This is a genomic window from Actinomadura fibrosa (genome assembly GCF_900659615.1).
Lineage (GTDB): Bacteria > Actinomycetota > Actinomycetes > Streptosporangiales > Streptosporangiaceae > Spirillospora > Spirillospora fibrosa.
Genome location: NZ_CAACUY010000011.1, coordinates 22,174 through 44,517, shown reverse-complemented (window position 1 = coordinate 44,517; position 22,344 = coordinate 22,174). Strand labels below are relative to the sequence as shown.

The 22,344-nt window shown below is 72.9% G+C and carries 20 protein-coding genes; 7 read left to right on the top strand and 13 right to left on the bottom strand.

The window, feature by feature from the left end:
- Nucleotides 1-13: 13 nt before the first annotated feature.
- From E1300_RS06815 to E1300_RS06805, 3 genes are all read right to left on the bottom strand, one after another.
- On the bottom strand, nucleotides 14-1,414 hold the full coding sequence (locus E1300_RS06815) for an ABC transporter substrate-binding protein (RefSeq protein WP_131756020.1): 1,401 nt from the start codon (nucleotides 1,412-1,414) through the stop codon (nucleotides 14-16).
- A gap of 145 nt (nucleotides 1,415-1,559) precedes the next feature.
- Nucleotides 1,560-2,351: an ABC transporter ATP-binding protein gene (locus E1300_RS06810; protein WP_242618982.1), complete on the bottom strand. Its 792-nt coding sequence runs from the start codon at nucleotides 2,349-2,351 to the stop codon at nucleotides 1,560-1,562.
- A complete protein-coding gene (locus E1300_RS06805) occupies nucleotides 2,344-3,318 on the bottom strand; it encodes an ABC transporter permease (protein ID WP_131756019.1) in 975 nt (324 codons plus the stop codon). Before E1300_RS06805 ends, E1300_RS06810 begins: the two co-directional genes overlap by 8 nt.
- 152 nt (nucleotides 3,319-3,470) lie before the next feature.
- Between E1300_RS06805 and E1300_RS06800 the strand changes: the two genes are divergently transcribed.
- Complete coding sequence (locus tag E1300_RS06800) at nucleotides 3,471-5,072, top strand: bifunctional phosphatase PAP2/diacylglycerol kinase family protein (protein WP_242618981.1); 1,602 nt, start codon at nucleotides 3,471-3,473, stop codon at nucleotides 5,070-5,072.
- Between the two features lie 21 nt (nucleotides 5,073-5,093).
- Here the strand turns inward: E1300_RS06800 and E1300_RS06795 are convergent, their stop codons facing one another.
- Together E1300_RS06795 and E1300_RS06790 are read right to left on the bottom strand one after the other, a co-directional pair.
- Nucleotides 5,094-6,302, bottom strand: a complete 1,209-nt coding sequence (locus tag E1300_RS06795; RefSeq protein WP_131756017.1) for a cytochrome P450 — start codon at nucleotides 6,300-6,302, stop codon at nucleotides 5,094-5,096.
- Nucleotides 6,299-6,742 carry a 2,4'-dihydroxyacetophenone dioxygenase family protein gene (locus tag E1300_RS06790; protein WP_131756016.1) on the bottom strand — a complete coding sequence of 148 codons (444 nt, stop codon included), beginning with the start codon at nucleotides 6,740-6,742 and terminating at the stop codon, nucleotides 6,299-6,301. Before E1300_RS06790 ends, E1300_RS06795 begins: the two co-directional genes overlap by 4 nt.
- 141 nt (nucleotides 6,743-6,883) lie before the next feature.
- On the opposite strand from E1300_RS06790, the gene E1300_RS06785 reads away from it, so the two are divergent.
- From E1300_RS06785 to E1300_RS06770, 4 genes are all read left to right on the top strand, one after another.
- Complete coding sequence (locus tag E1300_RS06785) at nucleotides 6,884-7,105, top strand: DUF6158 family protein (RefSeq protein WP_131756015.1); 222 nt, start codon at nucleotides 6,884-6,886, stop codon at nucleotides 7,103-7,105.
- Nucleotides 7,106-7,251: 146 nt separating this feature from the next.
- Nucleotides 7,252-8,124: a VanW family protein gene (locus tag E1300_RS06780; RefSeq protein ID WP_131756014.1), complete on the top strand. Its 873-nt coding sequence runs from the start codon at nucleotides 7,252-7,254 to the stop codon at nucleotides 8,122-8,124.
- 21 nt (nucleotides 8,125-8,145) lie between these two features.
- On the top strand, nucleotides 8,146-8,712 hold the full coding sequence (locus E1300_RS06775) for a YceI family protein (protein WP_131756013.1): 567 nt from the start codon (nucleotides 8,146-8,148) through the stop codon (nucleotides 8,710-8,712).
- A gap of 76 nt (nucleotides 8,713-8,788) precedes the next feature.
- The gene (locus E1300_RS06770) at nucleotides 8,789-10,072 is read left to right on the top strand and encodes a serine hydrolase domain-containing protein (RefSeq protein WP_370784478.1); all 1,284 of its coding nucleotides are present in this window, start codon (nucleotides 8,789-8,791) and stop codon (nucleotides 10,070-10,072) included.
- Here E1300_RS06770 and E1300_RS06765 read toward each other — a convergent pair.
- From E1300_RS06765 to E1300_RS06740, 6 genes are read right to left on the bottom strand one after another with little or no spacing between them, the layout of a single operon-like run.
- Nucleotides 10,053-10,859, bottom strand: coding sequence for a hypothetical protein (locus E1300_RS06765; RefSeq protein ID WP_131756012.1), 807 nt, complete (start codon nucleotides 10,857-10,859; stop codon nucleotides 10,053-10,055). The genes E1300_RS06770 and E1300_RS06765 overlap by 20 nt on opposite strands.
- Nucleotides 10,856-11,971 carry a glycosyltransferase family 4 protein gene (locus E1300_RS06760; protein ID WP_131756011.1) on the bottom strand — a complete coding sequence of 372 codons (1,116 nt, stop codon included), beginning with the start codon at nucleotides 11,969-11,971 and terminating at the stop codon, nucleotides 10,856-10,858. The genes E1300_RS06765 and E1300_RS06760 overlap by 4 nt, the downstream gene beginning before the upstream one ends.
- The gene (locus tag E1300_RS06755) at nucleotides 11,971-12,333 is read right to left on the bottom strand and encodes a hypothetical protein (RefSeq protein WP_242618979.1); all 363 of its coding nucleotides are present in this window, start codon (nucleotides 12,331-12,333) and stop codon (nucleotides 11,971-11,973) included. The genes E1300_RS06760 and E1300_RS06755 overlap by 1 nt, the downstream gene beginning before the upstream one ends.
- Nucleotides 12,330-13,058: a hypothetical protein gene (locus E1300_RS06750; RefSeq protein ID WP_131756010.1), complete on the bottom strand. Its 729-nt coding sequence runs from the start codon at nucleotides 13,056-13,058 to the stop codon at nucleotides 12,330-12,332. The genes E1300_RS06755 and E1300_RS06750 overlap by 4 nt, the downstream gene beginning before the upstream one ends.
- A 14-nt stretch (nucleotides 13,059-13,072) precedes the next feature.
- Nucleotides 13,073-14,242 (bottom strand): glycosyltransferase family 4 protein, encoded by a 1,170-nt coding sequence (locus E1300_RS06745; RefSeq protein ID WP_242618978.1) that lies wholly within the window; start codon nucleotides 14,240-14,242, stop codon nucleotides 13,073-13,075.
- Nucleotides 14,239-15,195, bottom strand: a complete 957-nt coding sequence (locus E1300_RS06740; RefSeq protein ID WP_278045345.1) for an NAD-dependent epimerase/dehydratase family protein — start codon at nucleotides 15,193-15,195, stop codon at nucleotides 14,239-14,241. The genes E1300_RS06745 and E1300_RS06740 overlap by 4 nt, the downstream gene beginning before the upstream one ends.
- A 147-nt stretch (nucleotides 15,196-15,342) precedes the next feature.
- Between E1300_RS06740 and E1300_RS06735 the strand changes: the two genes are divergently transcribed.
- Nucleotides 15,343-15,885, top strand: a complete 543-nt coding sequence (locus E1300_RS06735; protein ID WP_165502708.1) for an RNA polymerase sigma factor — start codon at nucleotides 15,343-15,345, stop codon at nucleotides 15,883-15,885.
- Nucleotides 15,886-15,887: 2 nt separating this feature from the next.
- Nucleotides 15,888-16,874 (top strand): CU044_5270 family protein, encoded by a 987-nt coding sequence (locus tag E1300_RS06730; protein ID WP_131756007.1) that lies wholly within the window; start codon nucleotides 15,888-15,890, stop codon nucleotides 16,872-16,874.
- 37 nt (nucleotides 16,875-16,911) lie between these two features.
- On the opposite strand, the gene E1300_RS06725 is transcribed toward E1300_RS06730, so the two are convergent.
- Together E1300_RS06725 and E1300_RS53325 are read right to left on the bottom strand one after the other, a co-directional pair.
- Nucleotides 16,912-18,291 (bottom strand): HNH endonuclease signature motif containing protein, encoded by a 1,380-nt coding sequence (locus tag E1300_RS06725; RefSeq protein WP_131756006.1) that lies wholly within the window; start codon nucleotides 18,289-18,291, stop codon nucleotides 16,912-16,914.
- Nucleotides 18,292-18,790: 499 nt separating this feature from the next.
- On the bottom strand, nucleotides 18,791-22,270 hold the full coding sequence (locus E1300_RS53325; RefSeq protein ID WP_131756005.1) for a phosphodiester glycosidase family protein: 3,480 nt from the start codon (nucleotides 22,268-22,270) through the stop codon (nucleotides 18,791-18,793).
- Between the last annotated feature and the right edge of the window lie 74 nt (nucleotides 22,271-22,344).

Below are 22,344 nucleotides of genomic sequence, written 5' to 3'. Positions count from 1 at the left end.
CGGCGGGTTCGGCTCAGCCGCCGACGAGGCCGCGGGAGCGCCAGTTCTTGAAGATCGAGTCGATCTGCTTCGCGGCGTCCGCGACGGCCTGCTTCGCCGAGACCTGGCCGCGGGCGGCGCGGCCGAACATGGTCGGCAGGACGTTGGTGCTGAAGATCTCGCCGATGGCCGGGTTGGACGGGCCCGGGTAGCCGATGTTGGTGCTCCAGGAGGTGGCCGTCTTCAGCAGGGCCAGCTTGTTCGCGGGCCGCGCGCCGAACGGGTCGGCGTCCAGCCAGCCGTTGAGCTGCGGGACGAGCGACGGCCAGCCGGGCAGGTCGTACAGCTCGGAGTTGTAGGTGACGGCGGGGAAGTTCGCCGTGTAGTGCAGCAGGAACTCCTTGGCGGCGTCGGCGTTCGCCGCGTGCTTCGGGATGATCCACTGCTGGATGACGTGCTGCGCCGCCAGCGCGGCCTTCGGGCCGCGCAGCGCGGGGGTGAAGAAGATGTCGTCGCCGATCGTGCGGTTGGTGCCCATCGCGGTGCGCCACGCCGAGATCGAGTTGAGGATGTAGGACGACCTGCCGGCGATGAGCGCCTGGTTGTTGGACGCGGGCACCCAGGAGAAGACCTCGCTGGTCTCCGCGCCCTTCCACAGCCGGGTCATGAAGTCCACGGCCGCGACGGTGGCGTCGGAGTCGATCACGACCCGCTCGTTCGCGTCCTGCTCGGACCCGCCGAACGACCACAGCAGCGCGCGGGCCGCCATGTTGGAGTCGGTCTCCGGCGATAGGCCGATGCCGCAGGGCACGCCGGTGGACCGCTTGATCTCGGACGCGCCGCGGAGCAGGTCGTCCCAGCTCGCGGGGCCGTTGGGGAGGCCGACCTTCTGCCACATGCTCTTGCGGTAGTCGCCGGGGTCGGGCGACCAGCCGGGGCAGTAGGCGTAGAACCGCTTGGTGTTCGGGTTGTAGCTGGACTTGCGGCACAGTTCGAGCTGCCGCCCCCAGCGCCGCGTCGCCTCCTGGACGAGGTCGGACATGTCCAGCACGGACGGTTCGTACTGCGAGAACGGCGCGATGTGCTGGATGACGTCGTGGCCGCGTCCCGCCTGGATCTCCGAAGCGGCGCGGCGGGGCACGTCCACGGTGTTGATGTGGTCGACCCGCACCTCGACGCCGACCTTTTTGCCCCATTCTGATACGAATTTATCGAACCACTTGTCGTGGCGCGGGACGAAATGGCTCCACATGAGGATGCTCAGCGAGCCGCCGAGCTTCCTCGTGGGGGAGGTGAACACCTCCTTCGGCGCGTTCCCGGAGGTCTTCGCCTGCGGGCCGCTGCTCTCGCTGGCGCATCCGGCCAGCAGGCCGGTGGCGCCCGCCGCGAGCGCCGTGGAGGACAGGAAGCCGCGTCTGGTCAGCCGCTCGGCCATGGGGAGCTCTCCCTCGCCGCTAAGGGTCTCCCTCAAGGTAGATCGGAGCGAGCGTGACATCCAGAGCCGATCGAGTCACTCTGGGTAACCGCAGTAACGTGTGTCTCCACGGCCACACGCGTCCCGGTTCTCCGGGCGCGGCGGGCTACTTGCCGGTGGCCTCGATGTAGGCGGCGATGACCTCGTCGGGGTCGCCGTCCATGTGCATGCGGCCCTCGTCGATCCAGATGACGCGGTCGCAGGTCTCCTTGACCACGTCGAGCTGGTGGGCGACGAGGAACACGGCGCCCGCCTCGCGGCGCAGCTCCTCGATCCGGCGCTTGCTCTTGACCTTGAACTTGGCGTCGCCGGTGGCGAGGGCCTCGTCGATCAGCAGCACGTCGTGGGTCTTCGCCGCGGCGATCGCGAACCGGAGCCGGGCGCCCATGCCGGACGAGTAGGTCCGCATGGGGTACTGGATGAACCCCTCCTTGAGCCCGGCGAAGTCGACGATCTCCTTGTACTTCGCCTTGGTCTCCTGCGGGGACATGCCCATCGCGAGGCAGCCGAGGACGATGTTGCGCTCGCCGGTGAGGTCCTTCATCAGGGCCGCGTTGACGCCGAGCAGCGACGGCTGGCCGTCGGTGTAGACGCCGCCGCTGTGCGGGGGCAGCAGCCCGGCGATCGCCTTCAGCAGCGTCGACTTGCCGGAGCCGTTGGTGCCGATGATCCCGACGGCCTCGCCGCGGTAGGCGACGAAGGACAGGCCCTTGATCGCGTGGACCTCGGTCATCGACGGGCGGTTCTGGCGGCGGAGGACGCGGGAGAAGGCGCTGGCGGCGTTGCCCTTCCCGCCGGCCCCGAACACCCGGTAGATGATGTGCAGGTCGTCGACGACGACGATCGGCTCCCGGGTGGGGTCGATCTCCACGGCCCCGCGGACCTTGGTGTCAGCCACGGCCGTAACGCTCCTCGGCACGGTAGAAGAACATGAATCCGGCGACCAGCGCGACCCCGGCCCAGGCGAACGCGTAGAGCCAGAGCTGGGTCGTCGAGTGCGGGACGCCCGGCTCGCTGTGCACGTAGTCGCGGTACTTGCCGAGCATGACGTGCCGGCTCAGCTCGACGTACACGTAGCCGGGGTTGGCCTTCAGCAGCTCGGCGGCCCAGGGGTGCTGGTCGAGCTTGGAGCCCGCCTTCATCAGCGACGGCAGGCTGAAGATCACACCGGAGAGGTACAGCCAGGTCCGCATGACGAAGGGCAGCAGCTGGGTGATGTCGCGGTTGAACGCGCCGAGCCGCGCCACGATCAGGCTCGCGCCGACGTTGAACATCAGCTGGAGCACGACGACCGGGACGAACAGCAGCATGTGGGGGGTGATCGGCTCGCCCCAGGCGAGCACGATGGCGAGCAGCACGACCAGCGAGAGCAGCAGCTGCTGGAGCTCCACGACCGCGATCGCCAGCGGGAGCGTGGCCCGCGGGAAGTGCAGCGCCCGGATCAGCGAGAGGTTGTCGCCGACGGACTTGGAGCCCGAGGTGATCGACCGCTGCGTGAAGCCGAACATGAAGACGCCGGTGACCAGGAACGGGATGAAGTCCGGGACACCGCGCTTGGTGTTCAGCAGCACACCGAAGATCAGGAAGTAGACCGCGACGTTGAGCAGCGGGGTCAGCAGCTGCCAGAGCTGGCCCAGCCGCGATTCGGTGTACATCGAGATGTTCTTGGCCGACGCGAACGCCCAGATGAAGTTGCGCCGAGCCCACACATCCTGGATGTACTTGCGCAGCGGGGGGCGCGCCGCGCTCTGCTTCAGCCCATACCGAGCGGCGTAGTCGGACAGCTTCTCGTTCACGTGAGGAGGCTCCGCGATCGTGCCGACCGACTCGCCACCCGGAGAACCGAGCCGTTCCGGGTGACTCATGCGGCGAAGCCTATTGCAGTCGGCGATGTGTGAGTGACGTTCGCCCGCATGTGACCCCCGATTTGAGATCTTTACGGAATCATGTCGTCGCTCCAGGGGATACCCGGGACATGCGCGCCAATCATCGAGAGCCGGGTTTCCGGTCACTGTCCGTGCTGACCCGTCCCGCACCGCACGCGCGGAGCCGTCCCGCGCCGCGGCGGAGGCGCCGTCCGGCCTCCGAGTCCAGGTCGAGGAGCCGTCCGGTCCTGCTCCGCAGGCTCGGGCGGGCCGACCGCTGGGCGTTCGACCGGGTCGCGGCGGCCCGGCTGCCGGGCCTTGAGTACGTGCTGCCGCGGCTGTCGCGCTTCGCCGACCACGGGGTGCTGTGGTTCACCACGGCGGGCGCGCTGGCGCTGAGCCGCCGGGCCCGGCTGCGGCGCGCCGCGCTCCGCGGGGCCATCGGGATCGCGGTGGCGAGCCCCGCGGTCAACATCCTCGGCAAGCACGCGTTCCGCCGCAAGCGCCCGATCGTGGACCTGGTGCCGCCGCGGCGGATCCGCTGGAAGCTGCCGACCTCGCACGCCTTCCCGTCCGGCCATTCGGCGTCGGCCGCCGCGTTCGCCGCCGGGGTGGCCCTGGAGGCGCCCGCCGCCGTCGCGGCCCCGGTGGCGGCGACGGCGGCCGCGGTCGCGTTCTCCCGCGTCTACACCGGCGCCCACTATCCGGGGGACGTGCTGGCCGGGCTGGGGATCGGCGCCGCGGCGGGCCTCGGGACGCGGCTGGTGTGGCCCGCGCGCCCTCCGGTCGCCCGCGTGATCCGGGCCAAGGGCGAGAACGTCCAGGTCACCGATGACGGGCGCGGGGTGGTCGCGGTCGTGAACCCGGGTTCGGGGTCCGGCGACGTCACCCGGGGGATCCTGCCGGGCGGCACCGACATGGCGGTCGGGCTGCTGCGCAAGGAGCTGCCCGCCGCGGAGGTCGTCCAGATCGAGCCCGACCAGGACGTGGAGAAGGTGCTCAACGAGGCGGCCGGGCGCGCCGACGTGCTGGCCGTGATCGGCGGTGACGGCACCGTGAACGCGGGCGCGCGGGCCGCGCTGGAGCACGACCTGCCGCTGCTGGTGATCCCCGGCGGGACGTTCGACCACTTCGCCCGCGCCCTGGGCGTCGAGACGGCCGCCGAGGCGATCGCGTCCTACCGCAGGGGGTGCCTCGGCCGCGTGGACGTCGCCTACGTGGCGCCGACGACCGCCGGGGCGGGCGAGGACGAGCGGCTGTACTTCCTGAACACGGCCAGTTTCGGCGCCTACACCGAGCTGGTCGACGAGCGGGAGCGGCTGGAGAAGCGGCTCGGGAAGTGGCCCGCGCTGGCGGTCGCCGCGGTCCGGACGCTGCGGCGCTCCGAGCCGGTCGACCTGTACGTGGACGGGCGCCGCCGGCGGGTGTGGATGGCGTTCATCGGCAACTGCGTCTACGGGTCGCGCGGCCCCGCGCCCACCTGGCGGGAGCACCTGGACGACGGCCGGCTCGACATCCGCATGATCACGACGGGGAGCCGCGTCCCGCGCGTCCGCGCCGTCGCCGCGATCCTGGCGGGGCACCTGCACATCACGCCCGGTTACCGTGCGTGGCGGCCGGGCGGCCTGGAGCTCGTGTCGCCGGAAGGGAGCATCCGCCTCGCCCGTGACGGAGAGGTGTCGTCCCTGCCGGCCGGTGTCCGCTTCGGCAAGGAGGCGGGCGGGCTGGCGGTGTTCTGCCCGCCGGGGAAGTGAGGGGAAGCGTTCACTCGATCTTCAGTCGCGCGTCACTCCGGCGAACGCGAGCTCGCAGTGGCGGAGCCCGATGACGACCGGGGAGCCGTTGTAGGCGGGCGTTCCCGCGACGGTCACGTGCTCGTGGCGGGACATGAGCTCCTCCAGCAGCAGCCGGATCTCCAGCCGTGCCAGCGCCGCGCCGAGGCAGAAGTGCGGCCCGTACCCGAAGGCCAGGCCGGCCGCGTCCCGGGCGGCGCCGGAGCGGGCCGTGTCGAAGCGGGTGGTGTCGAAGCGGTCGGCGTCCGGGCCGAACGCGTCCGGGTCGCGGTTGGCGGCGCCGTAGAGCAGCATGACGTGCTCGCCCGCCGCGATCTTCCGTCCGCCGAGCTCCATCGGGCGCGTGGCGGTGCGCAGGAAGTACACGACCGGAGACGTCCAGCGCAGGATCTCCTCGACCGCCGCGGGCAGCCCGTCGGGGCGTTCGCGCAGCGCGGCCCACTGGGCGGGGTGCTCGGCGAGCGCCAGCAGGCCGCCGGAGATCGCGTGCCGGGTCGTCTCGTTGCCCGCGACGAGGAGCTGGACGAGGTACATCACCAGTTCGAGGTCCGTGAGCGGCTGCCCGCCGGGCCTGGCCAGGGCGAGCAGGGTGATCACGTCGTCGCGGGGGTCCGCGCGCCGCTCGTGCGCGATCCCGACCAGGTAGGCGCCGCACTCCAGCCGCAGCGCGTCCCGCTCGGCCGCGGGCAGGTCCGCGGCGCCCGGGACGAACGCCTCCGACCAGCGGAAGAAGCGCGGCCAGTCGTCCTCGGGGATGCCGAGCAGCAGCCCGATCACCTGGAGGGGCAGCGGGACGGCCAGCCCTCCGACCACGTCGAACGGGCGCCCCGGTTCCGCGGGGGCGAGCAGCGCGCGGATCCGGTCCCGGATCGCGCCTTCCAGCCGCCGCATCACCGACGGGCGGAACGCCGGGGCGATGTAGCCGCGGTAGCGGGCGTGCTCCGGCGGATCCGTGTGCATGATCGTCGGCGGCGCGTCGTACGGGTGCCCGATCTCGGGGATCAGGATGCCGTCGCCGGACCGGTAGGCGGCCGGGTCGCCCGCCACGGCGCGCACCTCGGCGTGCGTCCCCGTCACCCACAGCGGCAGCGACGGGTGCCGGACGACCCCGCCCGCCGCGCGGATCCGCTCGTAGAGGGCGTGCGGATGGCCGTGGGCGAAGGAGCCGTCCGGGAAGTCGGCCGGGATCACGTCAGGATGCCCGTGGGCCGCGGGACGCCCGCCGCGTCGCACAGCGCGTAGTAGGCGTTGAGCGTGGACTCGCCGTCCACGATGCCGCTGATGTTCCCGTTGGCGTCGTATTCGATGAACGCGCCCTCGATGACGAAGAGGATGTCGCTGTCCTCCTCGATGGTGAGCGTGTGGATCGATCCCGGCGGCTCGTGGATGAACGTCCCGGCGACGTAGTCGACCCCGTACTCCTTGTAGCGCCAGCGTCCGGAGAACGTGTAGGCGTGGACGCCGCCGGTGTGCTTGTGCGTGGGCAGCTGGAATCCCGCCTGGAAACGGTTCCGGACGACCCAGGTGTCGGGGGAGACTCGGAGTACCTGGAGGCCCACGGGTCCGGCGTTGACCCAGGGGAGATCGTCCGAGTGGACGTGGCCGACCGGCGGGCCGCTCGCTTCGCTCATGAGCAAACGCTAGGTAGGTTGCGGCGGGTGCGCAAGCCCTCCGCCCGCCGCGCGGTTCGGGGGGCGCCGACCGGGTAGGGGAGGGGCGGCATGGACCCAGGAGAGAGAGCCGGCCGTGACGCCGCTTGGAGGGATGCGCACATGACCACGGGAATCGACCCTGGTGAGCTGAGCGACGACGATCTGTTCCGCGAGCTGGGCCACCTGTACGAGACGCGGCTGGAAGCGCTGCGCCACGCCGCCGACCAGGCGTACGGCGAGCACACCCGCCGCATGAACGAACTGGAGGCCGAGTACCTGCGCAGACGCCCGGGCCGGGAGATCGACCCGAACCGGCTGCGGGAGGGCGCCCGCGCCCGCTGACCGCACCCCCCGAAGGCCGCGTCCGATGGCGGGCGCGGCCTCGTCGTGCACGGTCCCGGTCAAGGTACGGCCTCGGCGGGCAAACGAAGCGGGACGGTCGGGCAAAGCGGCGCGCGACGGCCCCGGGCCGCTGGCATGGTTCGGCGGTGCGATGGACGCGGTGGGACGGCGGAGTGCGGCGGTGCGGGGCTCTGCTCCTGTGGCCGGTGGCGGCGGGAACGCTGGTGGTGACGGGCTTTCTGCTGGGCGAGTATCTCGGCGTCGCCCGGGACCCGGGCGCGCAGGCGGCGGCGAGGGCGGGGTCCGCGTCCCGTCCGGCCGCGAGCCCGGCGCCCTCGGCGCCCTCGGCGCGTCCGGGTGCGGGGGAGCGGCGGATCAGCCGCTACACGACCCGCTTCAAGCCGGGCGAGCCGCGCGTCCGCAACATCGAGATCGCCGCGCGAATCCTGGACGGCCGGACCGTGCGGCCCGGCGCGACGTTCTCGTTCAACAGGGCCGTCGGGCCGCGGACGAGGAGCCGCGGGTACGTGCCCGCGCCCGCGATCGTCGGCACGCGGCTGCGCAAGGACGTGGGCGGCGGGATCTGCCAGGTGTCGACGACGCTGTTCAACGCGGTGTTCCAGGCGGGGCTCGACATCCGCCGGGTGCGGGCGCACAGCCTCTACATGCCCGAGTACCCGCAGGGCCGGGAGGCGGCCGTCGCCTACCCGGGCCTGGACTTCACGTGGCGGAACGACTCCGGGCACCCGGTCGTGATCCGGACCTCGTACACGCGCTCGACGCTGACGGTCAGCCTGTGGGGGCGGCGCCGGTTCGACGTGCGGTCGCGGTCGTCGGGCCGCTACGCCTTCGCCCCGCACGGCGCCGGCACGGGACGCGGGCACCGCTGCGTGCCCATGGCCGGGCGCAGGGGGTTCGCGATCGACGTGTGGCGGACGCTGCTGGAGGACGGCCGTCCCGTCCGCCGCGAGCGCTTCCACACCCGGTACCAGCCGCAGCCCAGGGTGGAGTGCGCGTGACCCCGGTGGCAGGGTGGGGGCATGGCGGTACGCGAGGGAACCCATGAGCTCGGGCCGGACGACGGGCGGCTGCTGGTCAGGACGGGCCGCAGCGGGCTCGGCCGCCGGGCGGGCCACGACCTGACGATCGAGGCGGCGCGCTGGACGGCGGCGGTCACGGCGGGGGCGACTCCGGCGGAGTCGTCCGTCGAGGTGACGGTCGAGGTGGAGGGGCTGGAGGTCCGCGAGGGCACCGGCGGTGTGAAGCCGCTGACCGACCAGGACCGCGCCGAGATCGGGAAGAACCTCCGGACGGTCCTGGACGCGCGCCGGTACCCGGTGATCACCTTCCGCTCCGACCGAATCGAGGAGACGGGCGGGGAGGGCCGGGGCGCCGTCGAGGGAGACCTGACGATCATGGGGCGGACGAAGCCGGTGCGCATCGACGCCATCCTGGCGGGCGCGGAGGGCGGGGACGTCCGGCTGCGCGGCGAGGTGGTGCTCCGGCAGAGCCGCTGGGGCATCAAGCCGTACTCGGCGTTCTTCGGTGCGCTGCGGCTCGCCGACGACGTCGAGGTGGCCTTCGATCTCCGCCTTCCGTCCCGTTGATGATCATTTCGCCCCTAGAATTCCGGGACCGGGGCGCACGATCGCGCTCCGGCCATCCGATCCGTGGGGGGACTTCGTGCGGCCATTGAGCAGGAGGGACTTCGGCAGGGCGGCCGGGCTGGCCGGGGCCGGCGCGGCGGCGCCCGCGCTGCTGGCGGGCTGCTCGTCCGGTTCGCCGGAGCGGGTCCAGGCGGCCGGCGCGGCCGCGGCGGCGCGCACCTGGAAGGTGACCGGCAAGGCGCTCGCGGGCCTGTCCGGCTTCGACGCGACGATGAAGAGCTTCATGCAGGCGCGCAACGTGCCCTGCGGGCAGCTCGCGGTCGTCCGCAAGGGCAAGCTGCTGCTGTCGCGCGGCTATACCTGGAGCGACCAGGCGACGCTGACCGCGCAGCCGACCTCGCTGTTCCGGATCGCGAGCCTGTCGAAGCCGATCACCGCGACGGCCGTGCTGCGGCTCGTCCAGGACGGGAAGCTGAAGCTCACCGACCGGGCCGCGACGCTGCTCGGGCTGTCGACCACCGCCGACCCGCGGCTGAAGGACGTCACCGTCCTGCGGCTGCTCCAGCACCTCGGCGGCTGGGACCGGGACCTGTCGCCCGACCTCATGTTCCAGGACGCCGTGATCGCGAAGGCGCTCGGCGTCCCGCTGCCGATCAAGCAGGCGAACATCATGAAGTACGCGTCGGGGCGGAAGCTCGACCACGCCCCCGGGACGGCGTACGCCTACTCCAACTACGGGTACATGCTGCTCGGCCGGATCATCGAGAAGGCCAGCGGCCTGAGCTACGCCGCCTACGTCCAGCAGAAGGTCCTGGGGCCGCGCGGTGTGAAGCGGATGAAGCTCGGCCGCACGCTGACGAAGGCGACCGGCGAGGTCCCGTACTACTCGACCGCCACGGGCACGACCGTGTTCGACAACTCCGGCAAGAAGGTCCCCTTCCCGTACGGGGCGTTCAACCTGGAGAACATGGACGCCCACGGCGGCTGGCTCGGCACGGCGATGGACCTGACCCGCTTCGCCGGGATCTACGACGGCGGGACGAGCGTCCTGAACGCGGCGTCGATCAGCCGGGCGTTCGCCAAGCCCGCGACGGGGATCAACGCCGACGGCTACTACTACGGCTGCGGCTGGCTGGTCCGCCCGGTGACGGGCGGCAGGAACACCTGGCACGACGGGAGCCTCGCCGGGACCAGCACCCTGCTCGTCCGCCGGTATGACGGCCTGACCTGGGCCGCCCTGTTCGACCAGCGGCAGGAGGGCAGCGCGCCGAGCTACAGCGACATCGACGCCGCCCTCCACAAGGCGGCCAACGCGGTGCGGACCTGGCCGACCGGCGACCTCACCTCGACGTACTTCTAGCAGCGGCGGACCGAGCCCGGCGAGCGCGTGCGAACTGGTCGTCGAGGCTGCGGGGGAACGGCAGCATCCGGTGGAGGTCGCGCCACGGCCCGTACTGCCGGACGGAGTTGAACCCGGCCGCCGTGACGATCCGCTCGACGCGCGAGCCGGGCGGGCAGGCCGGGTAGGCGTCGAGGTGCGCGATCCCGGCGGGCAGGCCGTCCGGGCGGCGCGGCGCGACCAGTGTCATCGGCGGGCGGGCGCGCTCCGCGGCGGCCATGTCCGCGGCGTAGGCGACCAGCTCGCGGATCTCGGCGTCCGGTCCGCCGTGCACGATGATCCAGCCCTCGGCGTCGAGCGGCTCGGACGGCGGGTCGGTGAGCGCGAGCGGCGCGACCTCGTCCGAGACGGCGCGCAGGTACGCCTCGTGCGCCGGATCGAGGGGTTCGAGGACGAACGTCCGGTCGAAGCGCGGCCGGACGGCGGACAGCAGCGGGCGGTAGGCGTCCCAGCGGAGCAGCCGCGCCAGGTGCGTGACGCGGGTCCCGGACGGCACGGCGGGCAGCGCCCCCAGCTCGCCCTTGAGACCGGCGGGGAACGCGTCCACGATCAGCTCGTCGGGCTCCAGCTCCGCGAGCGCCCGGGAAAGGTCGTCTCGGACGAGCCAGCCGTCCGCGACCCGGGGATCGGCGGCGAACGGCGAACCCGTGACGACGGCGACCTCACCGTCCCGCCCCAGCGTGTGGAGGACCGCCCGGAGCCGGGTGAGGTGCCCGAGCCCGTCACCCCGCGCGTAGCAGAGGATCACGTGACGGCGTCGAGGACGGCGAGGTACCCGGCCGTCTCCGCGTCCGGGGTGAAGTCGCGGGCGATCCGCTCGGCGCCCGCCGCGCCCAGCTTCGCGAGCTCCTCCTCGCCCGCCCGCGCGGCCCGGTCGATCGCGGCCCGGCACGCGTGCGCGTCCCCCGCGGGGAAGGTGAAGCCGATCTCGTCGTCCGCGAGGTCGGCGAGCCCGCCCGCGTCCGACGCGAGCAGCGGCACGCCGAGCGCCGCCGCCTCCAGCGCCACGTTCGGCATCCCGTCGTAGAACGACGGCAGCGCCACCAGATCGCAGGACGCGTACACCGCGGGCAGGTCGTACCGCTCAAGGAACGGGACGAGCGAGTGCGCCACGGCGGGCAGCCGGGCCGTGACGGCCTCCTCGACCTCCCCGACGAGCAGCAGGTGGAACGCCTCGGCGTGCCCGGACGCCGCGAGCGCGTCCAGGAGGAACCCCACGCCCTTCTTCGTCTTGAGCTGGCCGATCAGCCCGATCGTCCGGCGTCCCGGCGCGACGTTCGCGGCCCGCCACGCGCGGGCCCGCTCCCGCTCGGACGGCAGCACCCGCCACCGCGACGTGTCGATGCCGTTCGCCACGAACACGGTCTCCGCCTCCGGGACCAGCGCGGTCACCAGCGGCGCGTGCGACCGGGCGACGACGCACACGCGGGCGGACGCGCGCAGGGCGTCCACCAGCACGCCGCGCCGCCGCAGCGAGAACGCGCCGACGTCGATGTCGTTGCCGCGCAGCAGCGTGACCAGCGGCGCCCGCAGCAGCCGCGCGAGGACGGGCGCCGCGAGCATCGCGTACGTGCCGCCGAACGCGACCACATGGCTGTAGGTCCCCGCGGTGAGGCCCTCCGCGGTGAGCGCCGTCCAGAGCCGGCGCAGCGCGTGCTCCGAGTCGTCGCCGAGCGGCGCGGTGACCAGCCGCCCGCCGTGCTCGCGCGCCACGCCCCACGGCCGGGCCCGCCGGGTCAGGTGCGCGACGTCCACCTCCGCCCCGGCGCCGCGCAGCCCCCGGACGATCCGGTCGCACGACTGCGCCATCCCGCCCTGGCTCGGCGGATAGTGCTCGGTGATCCACAGGACGCGCGCCATCAGCTGTCCACGAAGTCCATGCCGTCGTCGTCGAAGTCGCCGCCGCCGTAGGAGTACTCGTCGCCGGGGTTGAACGCGCCGCGGTCGTACTCGTCGAACGACGAGTACCAGTAGGCGTCGTTGTAGGTCTGCGAGCTGCGCTCGTAGTGCCGCCGCCGGTACCCGCGGACCCACGCCGGGTCGTGCGGGTCCTGCGGCGCGTACCCCTGCGCGAGCGCGCACTCCGGGCAGAGCGCCCCGGTGGCGTGCTCGGCGCAGACGGGCCGCCCGCACTGCCCGCAGGCGGCCACCGCCGCCCGCCCGCAGCGCCCGAGCACGAAGAACCCGGTGGTCACGGTGCAGCGGTTCACCTGGCTCGTCACTGGGCCCCCCTCACGGCCGCGCCCGGCGGCGTCCACCGGAACGGCTCGGTCGTCACGTGCAGGATGCCCTCGGTGAGCTGCTCCTCGGCCTGCTCCCCGGCCACCTTCGCGGTCGCGCGGATCACCAGCCGCGACCCCTGCTTCACCCGCACCCGCACCCACGGCGGCGGCGGCGAGCCCGGCCGGCGGACGGCCGCGTCCTTCGGCAGCCGCCGCACCACCTGCACGACCTGCACCGACTTCGACTTCTGCTTGATCTTGATCTTGCCGCGCGGGTTCCTCTTGCGGATCCGCCGGTTCCGCCGCCGCTCGGTGACCGACAGCTCCAGCACGCTGCCGTCGCGCAGCTCCGCCCGCATCCGCAGCCACGGGTCGACCGTGTACCACTGCTTCACCGACAGGACCGGGCGCCGGGCGGGCAGGTCGTGCTGCGGCCCCGCCTTGCCGGGGGCGTCCGGCCCGCGCATGTCCGCCGCGACCGACAGCACGCCGTCCCGCCGCATGTCCGCCGCGAGGACCCGCAGCAGCGGCACCATCACCCGCTGCGCCCGGACCGGCAGTGCCCACTTGCGCCGCCGCACGTGCTGCGCGTGCCCGGCGAGGCTCTGGATCACCGGCTCCCAGTCGTCCCGCCGCAGCGACACCGAGAACCCGCCCTCCAGGACGAGCGCCCGGTGCAGCGGATGGAACCTCTCGATCGCCGCGCGCTGCTTGCGCCAGAACATGACGACACCACCACCTATCGGGCTGCGCTGGCAGGGTAGAGGGCACGGTAGACGGCGGACAGCCCCGCCCGGGACCGCGCCCAGGTCAGCCCGTCCTCGATCCGGCGCCGCGCCCGGCCGCCCATCGCGGCGGCCTCGTCCGGGTACTCCAGCAGGATCCGCACGGCGCGGGCCAGCTCGGCGGGACGGTCCGCCGGGACGAGCCGCCCGTGCTCCCCGTCCGCCATCAGCTCCCGCACCGCCGGAAGGTCCGAGGCGACCACCGGCACGCCCGCCGCCATCGACTCGATCACCTTCAGCGGCGCGCAGCCCTGGTCGAGGTTGCGGGCGCACCCCGTCAGCGGCGCCACCGACACCTCGGCGTGCGCGAGCCACGCCGCGACCTCCGCGTGCGGCAGCGTGAACCGCCAGTCGACCCGCTCCGCGACGCCGAGCCGCTCCGCCAGCCGCCGCACCGGCTTCGCGCGCCGCTCCGGAACGGACCCGCAGACCACCAGCCGCAGCCCGTCGAGATCGGCGAGCCGCGCGAACGCCCGCATCAGCACGTCCAGCCCCTGCCACGGCTGGAACGCGCCCACGTAGATGAGGTAGCGCTCAGGGGCGCCTTCCGGCCGTGCGGGCCGGTCCGGTACGTCAGCGCCGTTCGGCACCAGATGGATCTTGCCCTCCGGCACCCCGAGCCCGCGGACCGCGCCGCCGATCACCCGGGACGGCACCACCACCGCGTCGCTGCGCTCCAGGCAGAAGCGCTCCAGCTCACGGACCTTGCCGAGCGTCGCCGGCGACGCCCACGGCCACGTATGGCCCATCTCGATCGACGGCAGCCCGTTGACCTCGTACACCACCCGGTGCCGCCGCCCCGGAGCGGTCACCGCGGGCAGCGCGCTCCACGGATCCCGGACGTGCACGACCTCCAGCGTCCCGAGATGCGGATCCAGATGATCGGCCGCCCACCCCGAGAACGCCTCCGCCCGGTCCAGCAGGTTCGGGATCCGCGCGTCGAACCGGGCCACCTCCCGATCGCCCTCCCGCTGGTACCGCGGCAGGTCCCCGCCGCCGAGCACGCCCAGCAGGCCGCCGCCGAAGAACCCGAACAGCTCGTCCGCCATCTGCGCGATATGGACCGCCGACCCCTTGCTGGAAGGGAACCGGTCGAACGCCAGATACGCCGCCCGATGCCTCACCCGACGCGCACCCCCTCCCGCACCCGCAGCGACCGGTGCCAGGCGATCTGGTCGGCGAGCCCCTCCGCCGGACCGACCCCCGCCGTCCAGCCGAGCAGCCGCGCCGCCCGCCCGGTGTCCGCCCACGTCCGCCGCGCGTCGCCCGCCACGGGCTCCTCCCGCCTGATCTCCGGCCGCACCCCCAGCACGTCCGTCAGCATCCCGATCGCCGCCCGCACCGCCACCGGCTCGTGATGGCCGACGTTGATCGCGATCCCGGACGGCAGGTCCGCCCCGGCCGCCGCGAGCGTCGCCCCGACCACGTCCCGGACGTGCGTGAACGACCGCGACCGCCGCCCGTCCCCGAACACCGGCAGCGGCCTGCCGTCCAAGGCCGCCTCGACGAACCGGTGGAACGCCATGTCCGGCCGCTGCCGAGGCCCGTACACCGAGAAGTACCGCAGCAGCACCGTGCGCACCCCATCGTCCGCGGCCAACACGGCCAGCCGTTCGACCTCCACCTTGCTCGCCGCGTACGGGCTCGCCGGATGCAGGGGATCGTCCTCACGGTTAGGCCTGTTCCCCGCCGACCCGTACACCGACGAACTCGACGCGATGACCACTTTCGGCCGCCGCCCCGCGGGCCGCCGCGCACACGCCGCGAGCAGCCGCCCCGTCGCCCGCACGTTGTCCCGCTCCGCCACCGCGCGCCCCGCCCCCCACGACGTCCGCACGCTCGGCCGCCCCGCGAGATGGACGACGACGTCCGCCGCGGCGAGGGGCTCCAGATCGTCCACCGCCAGGTCGGCCTCCACGGCCGTCACCCCGGGCGCCGTCCGCACCCCGCCCCAGTTCCGCCACGCCACGTCCGGCGCCAGCGAACGCGCAGGCGCGTCCACGGCGAGCACCTCGTGCCCCGCCGCACCGAGCGCATCGACCATATGGCTCCCGATGAACCCCGCCGCCCCCGTCACAACCACCCGCACCCGGGCACCCTACCCACCGGCCCCGACATTGGACAGGGCCAAAAGTCCCTGACCAGCCGGGACACATCGGGCTGTAGACATGGGCGCGCCGACGGACATCTCGGGACGACACACCACCGACCGAAGGGAGCCCGCGTGCCGGACCCCGACGAAGGCTTCGCCCGCCTCTGGGACGCGCACTACGACGACGTGCTCGGCTACGCGCTCCGCCGCACCGACCACGAGACGGCCCGCGACGTGGCGGCGGAGACCTTCCTGATCGCCTGGCGGCGCCGCGACGACGTCCCCGCCGACCGCCCGTTCCCGTGGCTGCTGCACGTGGCCCGCAACGTGCTCGCGAACGAGGCCCGCGGCGACCGGCGCCGCGGCCGGCTGCGGGGACGGCTGCGCGGCGACCGCGCCACCGCCGAACCCGTCGCGGACATCGCCACGGGCCTCACCGAGGGCGGCCGCATCATCACCGCCCTCCGCCGCCTCTCCCCGCGCGACCGCGAGGTCCTCCAGCTCATCGGCTGGGAGGAGCTCGACCCCCGGGACGCGGCGATCGTCGCGGGCTGCTCGGCCAAGGCGTTCTCGGTGCGCCTGCACCGGGCCCGCAAACGCCTCGCGGCCGTGCTCGCCGAACTGGACGCCGAGGACCGCCCGGCGCCCGTCCCGTCACTGCAGAGGAGCGTCTGACCATGAACGACGTCCAGGAGACCCGCCGGCTGCTCGCCCCGGCCAACCCGTGCCCGCCCGGCCACCGCACCGGCGCCGCCCACGACGAGACCGGCCGCGCCGCCTACGCCCGCATCACCGCCGCCGCCCCCGCGACCACCCCCCGACGCACCCCGTCCCGCCGCACGGCCCTGCGGCTCGCCGCGGTCGGCGGCCTCGCGGTCGCGACCGCCGCCGGGATCACCGTCGCGCAGAGCGGCGGCGTCGACGGGCAGGGCAGGCCGCGGCTGCCGGGCGGCTCCGTCGCCAACGCGCAGGAGGTCCTCTACAAGGCGGCGGACACCGCCCAGACCCGCCCCTTCAAGGCCCCCGCACCGACCCAGTGGGTCTTCACTGAGACCCGCTACCGCCGCAGCGGCGTTCCCGCCCGCGGCCAGGTCGTGGCACCCGGCTCACCGCTGAAGACCGTCATCGACCGGCAGTGGATCCGCGCCGACGGAACGAAGCTCGCCACCCTGAACAAGGGCAAGCTGGAGACGTCCGCGACCGGTGGGGGATTCCCGCCCGTCGACTACGCCTCGGTCTCCAAGCTGCCCCGCGACCCGTCCGGCATGCTGGCCTGGGCTCGCGCGAACCGCTCACCGGTCGCCGGCGGCCGCGACGCGTCCGCGTTCCAGAACCTGTCGTCCCTGCTGCTGAACAACGCCGCGATGCCGCCCGCGCAGACCGCCGCCGCCTACCGCGCCCTCGCGGCCATCCCCGGCGTCCGGCTCGACAGGACGGCCAGTGACGACCAGGGGCGGCGCGCGTTCGCGGTCTCCATGGTCGTCGAGGGCTGGGTCCGTGAGGAGATCCTCATCGACCCGTCCACCTACACCTACCGCGGCCACCGCGACGTCGTCGTCAGGGACCACACGTTCGAGGAGGGCGGCACCTTCAAGAAGGGCGCCGTGGAGAGCAGCTCGGTGCGCCTGGCGTCCGCCATCGTCGACCGCCCGGGCCAACGCTGACCAAGCAGGGAGGCTCGACGGACGCTCGTCCGCCGACTCACTCCCGGAGCCGCTCGGGACGGACGATGCGCCACGTCCCGGCAGGCGTGATCCAGACCAGCAGGCCGGGCCATGGCTGGTGCAGCGCCCATCCTGGCGTCTGTTTCGTCCGGTGATGTCGGCGGCACAGCGGGGCCAGGTTGCACGGACACGTGCGACCTGGCCCACCCCGTGGGTGCCAGGGGATCGTGTGGTCGAGGTCGCAGCGGCCGGACCGGCGGTTGCAGCTCGGAAACACGCAGACCGGGTGCCGGGCCTCGACCGCTTGGCGCATCGCGACCGGCGGCCGGTAACCGGAGTGTCCGTGGTCGGCGGCTGCACAGAGCGCATCGCGGACAGCGGCGACCTGGCCCTCGATCTCGCGGACGGCGAGCTGGAGGCGGGCGCCGAGCCCGTTGAGCCGCCCCTGCATCCTGGCGCGCTCGGCGACCTGCGTCAGGCGCGCGTCGACGACGTCCGCGAGCACCGAGGCCGTGTCGCGCTCCTCCGGCCCGGACACCGTCGTGGCGGACTCAGGAGCCGTGGCGGATGGCTCGGTGTGCTCAACCTGGACGGCCCGGACAACCTCGGGAAGAGAAGTACCGCGTAGAAGTCGCTGGGCCAGGTCGGCGCGAAGCTGATCCAGAGACCGGACGTCGCCGTCCTGCCGCAGGGTGTGCGCCATCGCGGTGATCTTGTTGTGGATGGCATGCGCGTCAGCGGCGGCCAAATCACGCAGAGACAGGTCAGCGGTACCGTCCGGGGTCTCCCAGACCTCCAGCCGACGCCCGGCGATCGCCTCACGCTTGCGCCGCTCAAGCTGCTCGGGCGCCAGCCGCTGAACGATGCGCCGAATACGGCGACGCAGTTGGCCCGTGGTCTGATGCGGGGCATCCCCGATGACCGCGCCTTCGACCGAGGCCGTGACCTCGGCGGGAAGACGATCGGTGAGGTCACTGATCGCACGAACCTTCGGCAAGTCGATCTGACCGGCTTCCAGGGCGCACCGCGTCTCGGGAAGATCGGTGTGTAAGCGCTCGGCCAGATGGACCTGAGTGGCGGCGGACTCGCTAGTGAGCGACAGGGCGGCGGCAACCTCTTCGACGACCGACTCATGGGCCGACAGAATCCGATAATCGGGGTGGTCGTCCTGCTCGTCACGGGCGCGGCGACGGGCCAGCTCGGCGATCGCGGCCAACTCACGGGCCTGCGCCCAAGCAGTCTGCCGCCGCGCCGCCGCCGCGACCTCAACCAGTTCGGTCTCGGACAGACCAGCAAGGGTGCCGTCTCCACCGGACAGACAAAGGGCCAGCTTAGGACCGGGAGGAAAGAAGCGCCGATGCTCCCATTCTCCCCGACCACGCATTGCGGCCGTGACTTCCGCGAGCTCGGCGTTCATCTCCCCTCCCTTCTCGGTATGTTCTCATAATATCGCGGAGTGTGATCGTTCGCCGGTCTTTTCTCAAGGTTGGTGCGCCTTTTTTGCACTGCTCGGGCTGGGGTGATCTTCTCTCGATAAAGCGTGGCTGATGTAGGTGGGTGGTTGCGGTGGCCCCTGCGGGTCGGCGCGGCCCCGCCGCACGCTGCCAGCGAAGGTCACGTTGGTTGCGCTGGTAGATGGAGGGAGGTGATCGGGTGACGGGCGGATGCCGCGGGGTGCACAGACCGTCAGCGAGACACCCATCCAAAACCGGCTACAGCAAGCAACGTGACAGCAATGATCACAGGGACTGGGCGATTCGCGCACGGCGGAAAGGGGTCGGCGCAACTGTCCACTGGCAGCAATCACACAAAAACGAGAAAAACAGGAGATCAGCCAGCAAGAAAGCAGCAAGGAAGAGGCCAGGCAGAAGGAGCGGAGAACAAAGGCCAAGCCAGCAGGGACGGGAAACGAGCGGTTATCGCGTGACTGTCAAGGGCACGCTGGCGGACTGGGAGCCAGAAGTGACGGTCAAGGACGTGGAGCCGGGTCGGACGGCGGTGAGATGTCCGGTCGAGACGTCCAGGACGGCGATCACTCCAGGAACCAAGGCGAGCTTCCGGGCCTGGGCGGCGGATGTGGCGATGGCGAGTCCGCGGCCGCCGGTCCAGGTGACGCTGGCGGGGTAGCGGAGCGGGAAAGTGAGGCCGAAGCCGCTGCTGGTGCCGGTGGCGCTCACCGAGGCCGAGGCGCCGACGGCCAGAGTGGCGGGGACGGACGGGGTGATGCGGTCGATCACCGGGTTGGAGCGGGCGACGAGCCAGTCGAGCGTCCGGGGGTTGGGACGGCCCGGCAGCACGAGACCCGGCCGGGGAGAGGCTCCGACGAGCATCCAGCCGAAGAAGCCGCCCTTCTCGGGTGAGCTGTAGGGGGTCTTGCCGACGGCGGGGGTGTTGACTTCGAGGACGCCGTCGGCGCGTCCGGCGTAGGCGGTGTGGGCGTGGCCGGTGAAGAGGGCGATGGGCTTGCCGGAGGTTTCGCGGAAGCCGGTGAGCCAGCGTTCGACGAGTCCGGCTTCGAGCTGGTCGGAGAACTGGGAGGCTCCGGCGCCGGACGGGTCGCGCAGGGGATGGTGGAGGAAGACGACCACGGATCGGACGGATCGGTCGCGGGACGCCTTGTCCAGGGCGTCCTTGAAGGCGGGTACCTGGGACCAGTCCGAGGTGCGCAGCCCGCCGAGGGTGGTGTTGAGGGTGATGTAGCGGGTTCCGTCGTGGTCGAAGGTCTCGTGGGTGGGGCGCCCGGTGACCTGGGTGAAGTTGGTGAGCGTCCCTGTGGCGGTGGCGCCGGACTCGTGGTTGCCGGGCACCCAGTGGACGGGAATGGACGCGGGAACGGTCTCCTTCAGCAGGGATTCGGCGAAGGTGAAGTCGGCCGGGGTGTTGGTGTCGACGAAGTCGCCGTTGATGACGATGAAGTCCGGTTTGGCGGCGACGGCCTCGGAGAGCGCCTGTTTCGCCTGCTTGGCGGCGAAGGAGGAGGCGCCGCCGGACGCGCTGACGTGCAGGTCGGAAAGGACGGCGAAGCGGGAGCGGCCTCGCCCGATGGTCTCCTGCTGGAGCACGAAGGGGTCGGCTTCGGGAGCGGACGTGTCGGAGGTGTCCCGGCCGACGAGGGCGGTGAGCGCGTCGAAGCCGAGTTCGCCGGAGTCCTTGGCGGCGTTGGACGTCTCGACGATGTAGATGTTGAGCAGGGTGACGGGGTCGGAGAAGCCGTCGGGGAGGGTGCCTTCGACCCAGCGCCAGCCGGTCCAGTCGACGGTCTGCGCGAAGGTGAACGGGACGTTGGTGGTGCCCTGGGAGCGGAGCGTCGCGCGGAGCCAGTGCCTCTTGCCGTCGCCGTTGACCCAGAGGCCGATGCGCCTGGTCCCGGCGGGCAGGGTGATGGGGTCGGGCTTGATGGTGGCGTATCCGGCGGACGTGCCGGACGTCCCGGTGAAGTCGTAGCTCAGCTTGAGCGCCTGGTTGCCGTCGGGGGCGCCGGGCCGTCCGGAGCCGTCGACGGTGGCGACGGAGGCGGTGCCGCGAGCGGCGGACGCCACCCAGGTCTCGCCGGAGCCGAACTCGGCGAGGGGCTTGCGCTGGAGGCCGACCGAGACCGGCAGTTTGGCGGTGTGTCCCTGGACGGTGGCGGTGAGGTCGGTGGCGGTGCCGTCGGCGCCGGCCTTCCCGGTCACCTTGAGGGTGCCGTCGGGTTGCGGGGCGACGTCCAGCACGGACGAGTCGTAGGACAGGGACAGGTCGCGCGGCGCGATGGGGGCGGTGAAGCCTTCGGCGTCGCGGCCGGTGACACGGACGGTGGACGAGCCTCCGGCGTCCAGGGTCAGGGTGGGGGTGCCGAACGCCATCGAGCGCAGCGGGCCGAGGACGCGCAGCGAGGCGCGACCGGAGGCGGAGCGACCGGAGGCGGAGCGGGCGGAGACGGACCGGACGCGGGCGGTGACGTCCGCCGTGCCGGGCCGGGTGGCGCGGAGGACGCCGTCGCGGACGGTGCCGACGCGCCCGGCGTTCCAGGTGACCGCGCGGGCGGGCACGTCGACGGCGGCGTAGGTCTCGTCGTGTCCGGCGGCGGTGGCGTCCACGGTGAGGCCGGGGAACGCGCGGGCGGCGCCGAGCCGGACGTCGAGGCCCTGGAGGGTGCCGGAGCCCTTGGCGGTGAACAGGCCGACGCCGTTCGGGATGGGGCGCTCGGACCCGTCGGACGGGGTGTTGACGACGCTGACGCCGCGGTCGCCGGGGGTGCGGGCGACGAGGTCGGACGAGCCGCCGCCGTCCAGCATGAACGCCTCGTGGGCGCCGAGCCGCGCCATGAGCAGGGCCATGTCGTCGTAGGTGACCCCGGCGGAGAAGTTGGCGGAGCCGTCGACGGTGACGAGGAGGAGCCGCTTGCCGCCCTCCGCCCAGCCGATCGCGGTGCGGGGCTTGAGCGCGTCGTTGCCGGTGGACGGCGGCAGGTCGATGGCCTTGCCGTCGCGGACGAGGACCGCGTTGCTGCCGAGCGCCGTCCGCGGCTTGACGGGGGAGTCAGTGTCTCTCCCGGGGGCGGACCCCCGGACCCCCGGGGCTTTCGCCCGAGAAGTGACTTCAGTGCGGAGGCCGAAGTCGAGGGAGGCGGCGTCGCCCGGCTTGGCGGCTGCGGCGAGCGTGGCCGCGGCCGTGCCGCGTCCGACGATCACGAGTCCGCCGTCGGGGACGGGCGTGGTGGTCAGTTCGCCATGGACCGCCGTGACCTTGCTGCCGGACACGACGAGCTCGGTGTAGGGGCCGGTGGCCGCGCCGAGCGTGCGGAGGCCGGGTCCCCACTGGTCGGTGTAGACGGTGATGCCGTCCGCGGCGGCGGTCGCGGCGTTGAGCGCGTTGATCTTGTGGACGGCGCCGGCGAGCGTGACCTTGCCCTCCAGCAGGACGTCCGCCAGCCGCGCGGCGCCGTCCTCGCCGATCGTGGCGACGGTGGACCGCTGGTCGGTGCCCTTGCGCGGGACGCCGTCCTTGATCTCGGGGCCGATGGCGGCGTTGGTCTCGTTGATGTCGTAGAAGTCGCCGTTGATGCCGGCGACGGCGCCCTCGCGGTCCGCCGCCTCGGACAGCTTCCGCGTCTCGGTGACCTTGCCGCCGAGGAGCCCGGCGCGGACCTTCCCGCCAAGGGCTGCGTTGAGGACGTGCGCGCGCGTCCAGCCGGAGCGGCCGAAGGTGTCGAACGTCGTCCGGACGATGCCGGGGGCGACGACCCGGTCGACGCGCCCGGCCTCGACCGACTCGCCGGGGACGGCGGTCTGGTATCCCGGGACGGCGAACCGCGGACCGGCGCCCGCCGGGTGCGCCGGGTCCGCCCACGCCGGTGGCGCCTGGAATCCGAGGCCGCCGACCAGGACGGCCGCCGCCAGCGCGGTTCTCCGCATAGCTCGCTCATCTCCCCTGCCCGACTCCCGGAGGACCGTAGGCCCGCCGGAAGTCGATCATGGTAAGCGGTCCC

Excerpts from the sequence above, each read along its gene's own strand:
- E1300_RS06815 (WP_131756020.1), bottom strand. The coding sequence starts at position 1,414 with ATGGCCGAGCGGCTGACCAGACGCGGCTTCCTGTCCTCCACGGCGCTC.
- E1300_RS06805 (WP_131756019.1), bottom strand. The coding sequence starts at position 3,318 with ATGAGTCACCCGGAACGGCTCGGTTCTCCGGGTGGCGAGTCGGTCGGC.
- E1300_RS06790 (WP_131756016.1), bottom strand. The coding sequence starts at position 6,742 with ATGAGCGAAGCGAGCGGCCCGCCGGTCGGCCACGTCCACTCGGACGAT.
- E1300_RS06785 (WP_131756015.1), top strand. The coding sequence starts at position 6,884 with ATGACCACGGGAATCGACCCTGGTGAGCTGAGCGACGACGATCTGTTC.
- E1300_RS06775 (WP_131756013.1), top strand. The coding sequence starts at position 8,146 with ATGGCGGTACGCGAGGGAACCCATGAGCTCGGGCCGGACGACGGGCGG.
- E1300_RS06760 (WP_131756011.1), bottom strand. The coding sequence starts at position 11,971 with ATGGCGCGCGTCCTGTGGATCACCGAGCACTATCCGCCGAGCCAGGGC.
- E1300_RS06750 (WP_131756010.1), bottom strand. The coding sequence starts at position 13,058 with ATGTTCTGGCGCAAGCAGCGCGCGGCGATCGAGAGGTTCCATCCGCTG.
- E1300_RS06730 (WP_131756007.1), top strand. The coding sequence starts at position 15,888 with ATGAACGACGTCCAGGAGACCCGCCGGCTGCTCGCCCCGGCCAACCCG.
- E1300_RS06725 (WP_131756006.1), bottom strand. The coding sequence starts at position 18,291 with ATGAACGCCGAGCTCGCGGAAGTCACGGCCGCAATGCGTGGTCGGGGA.
- E1300_RS53325 (WP_131756005.1), bottom strand. The coding sequence starts at position 22,270 with ATGCGGAGAACCGCGCTGGCGGCGGCCGTCCTGGTCGGCGGCCTCGGA.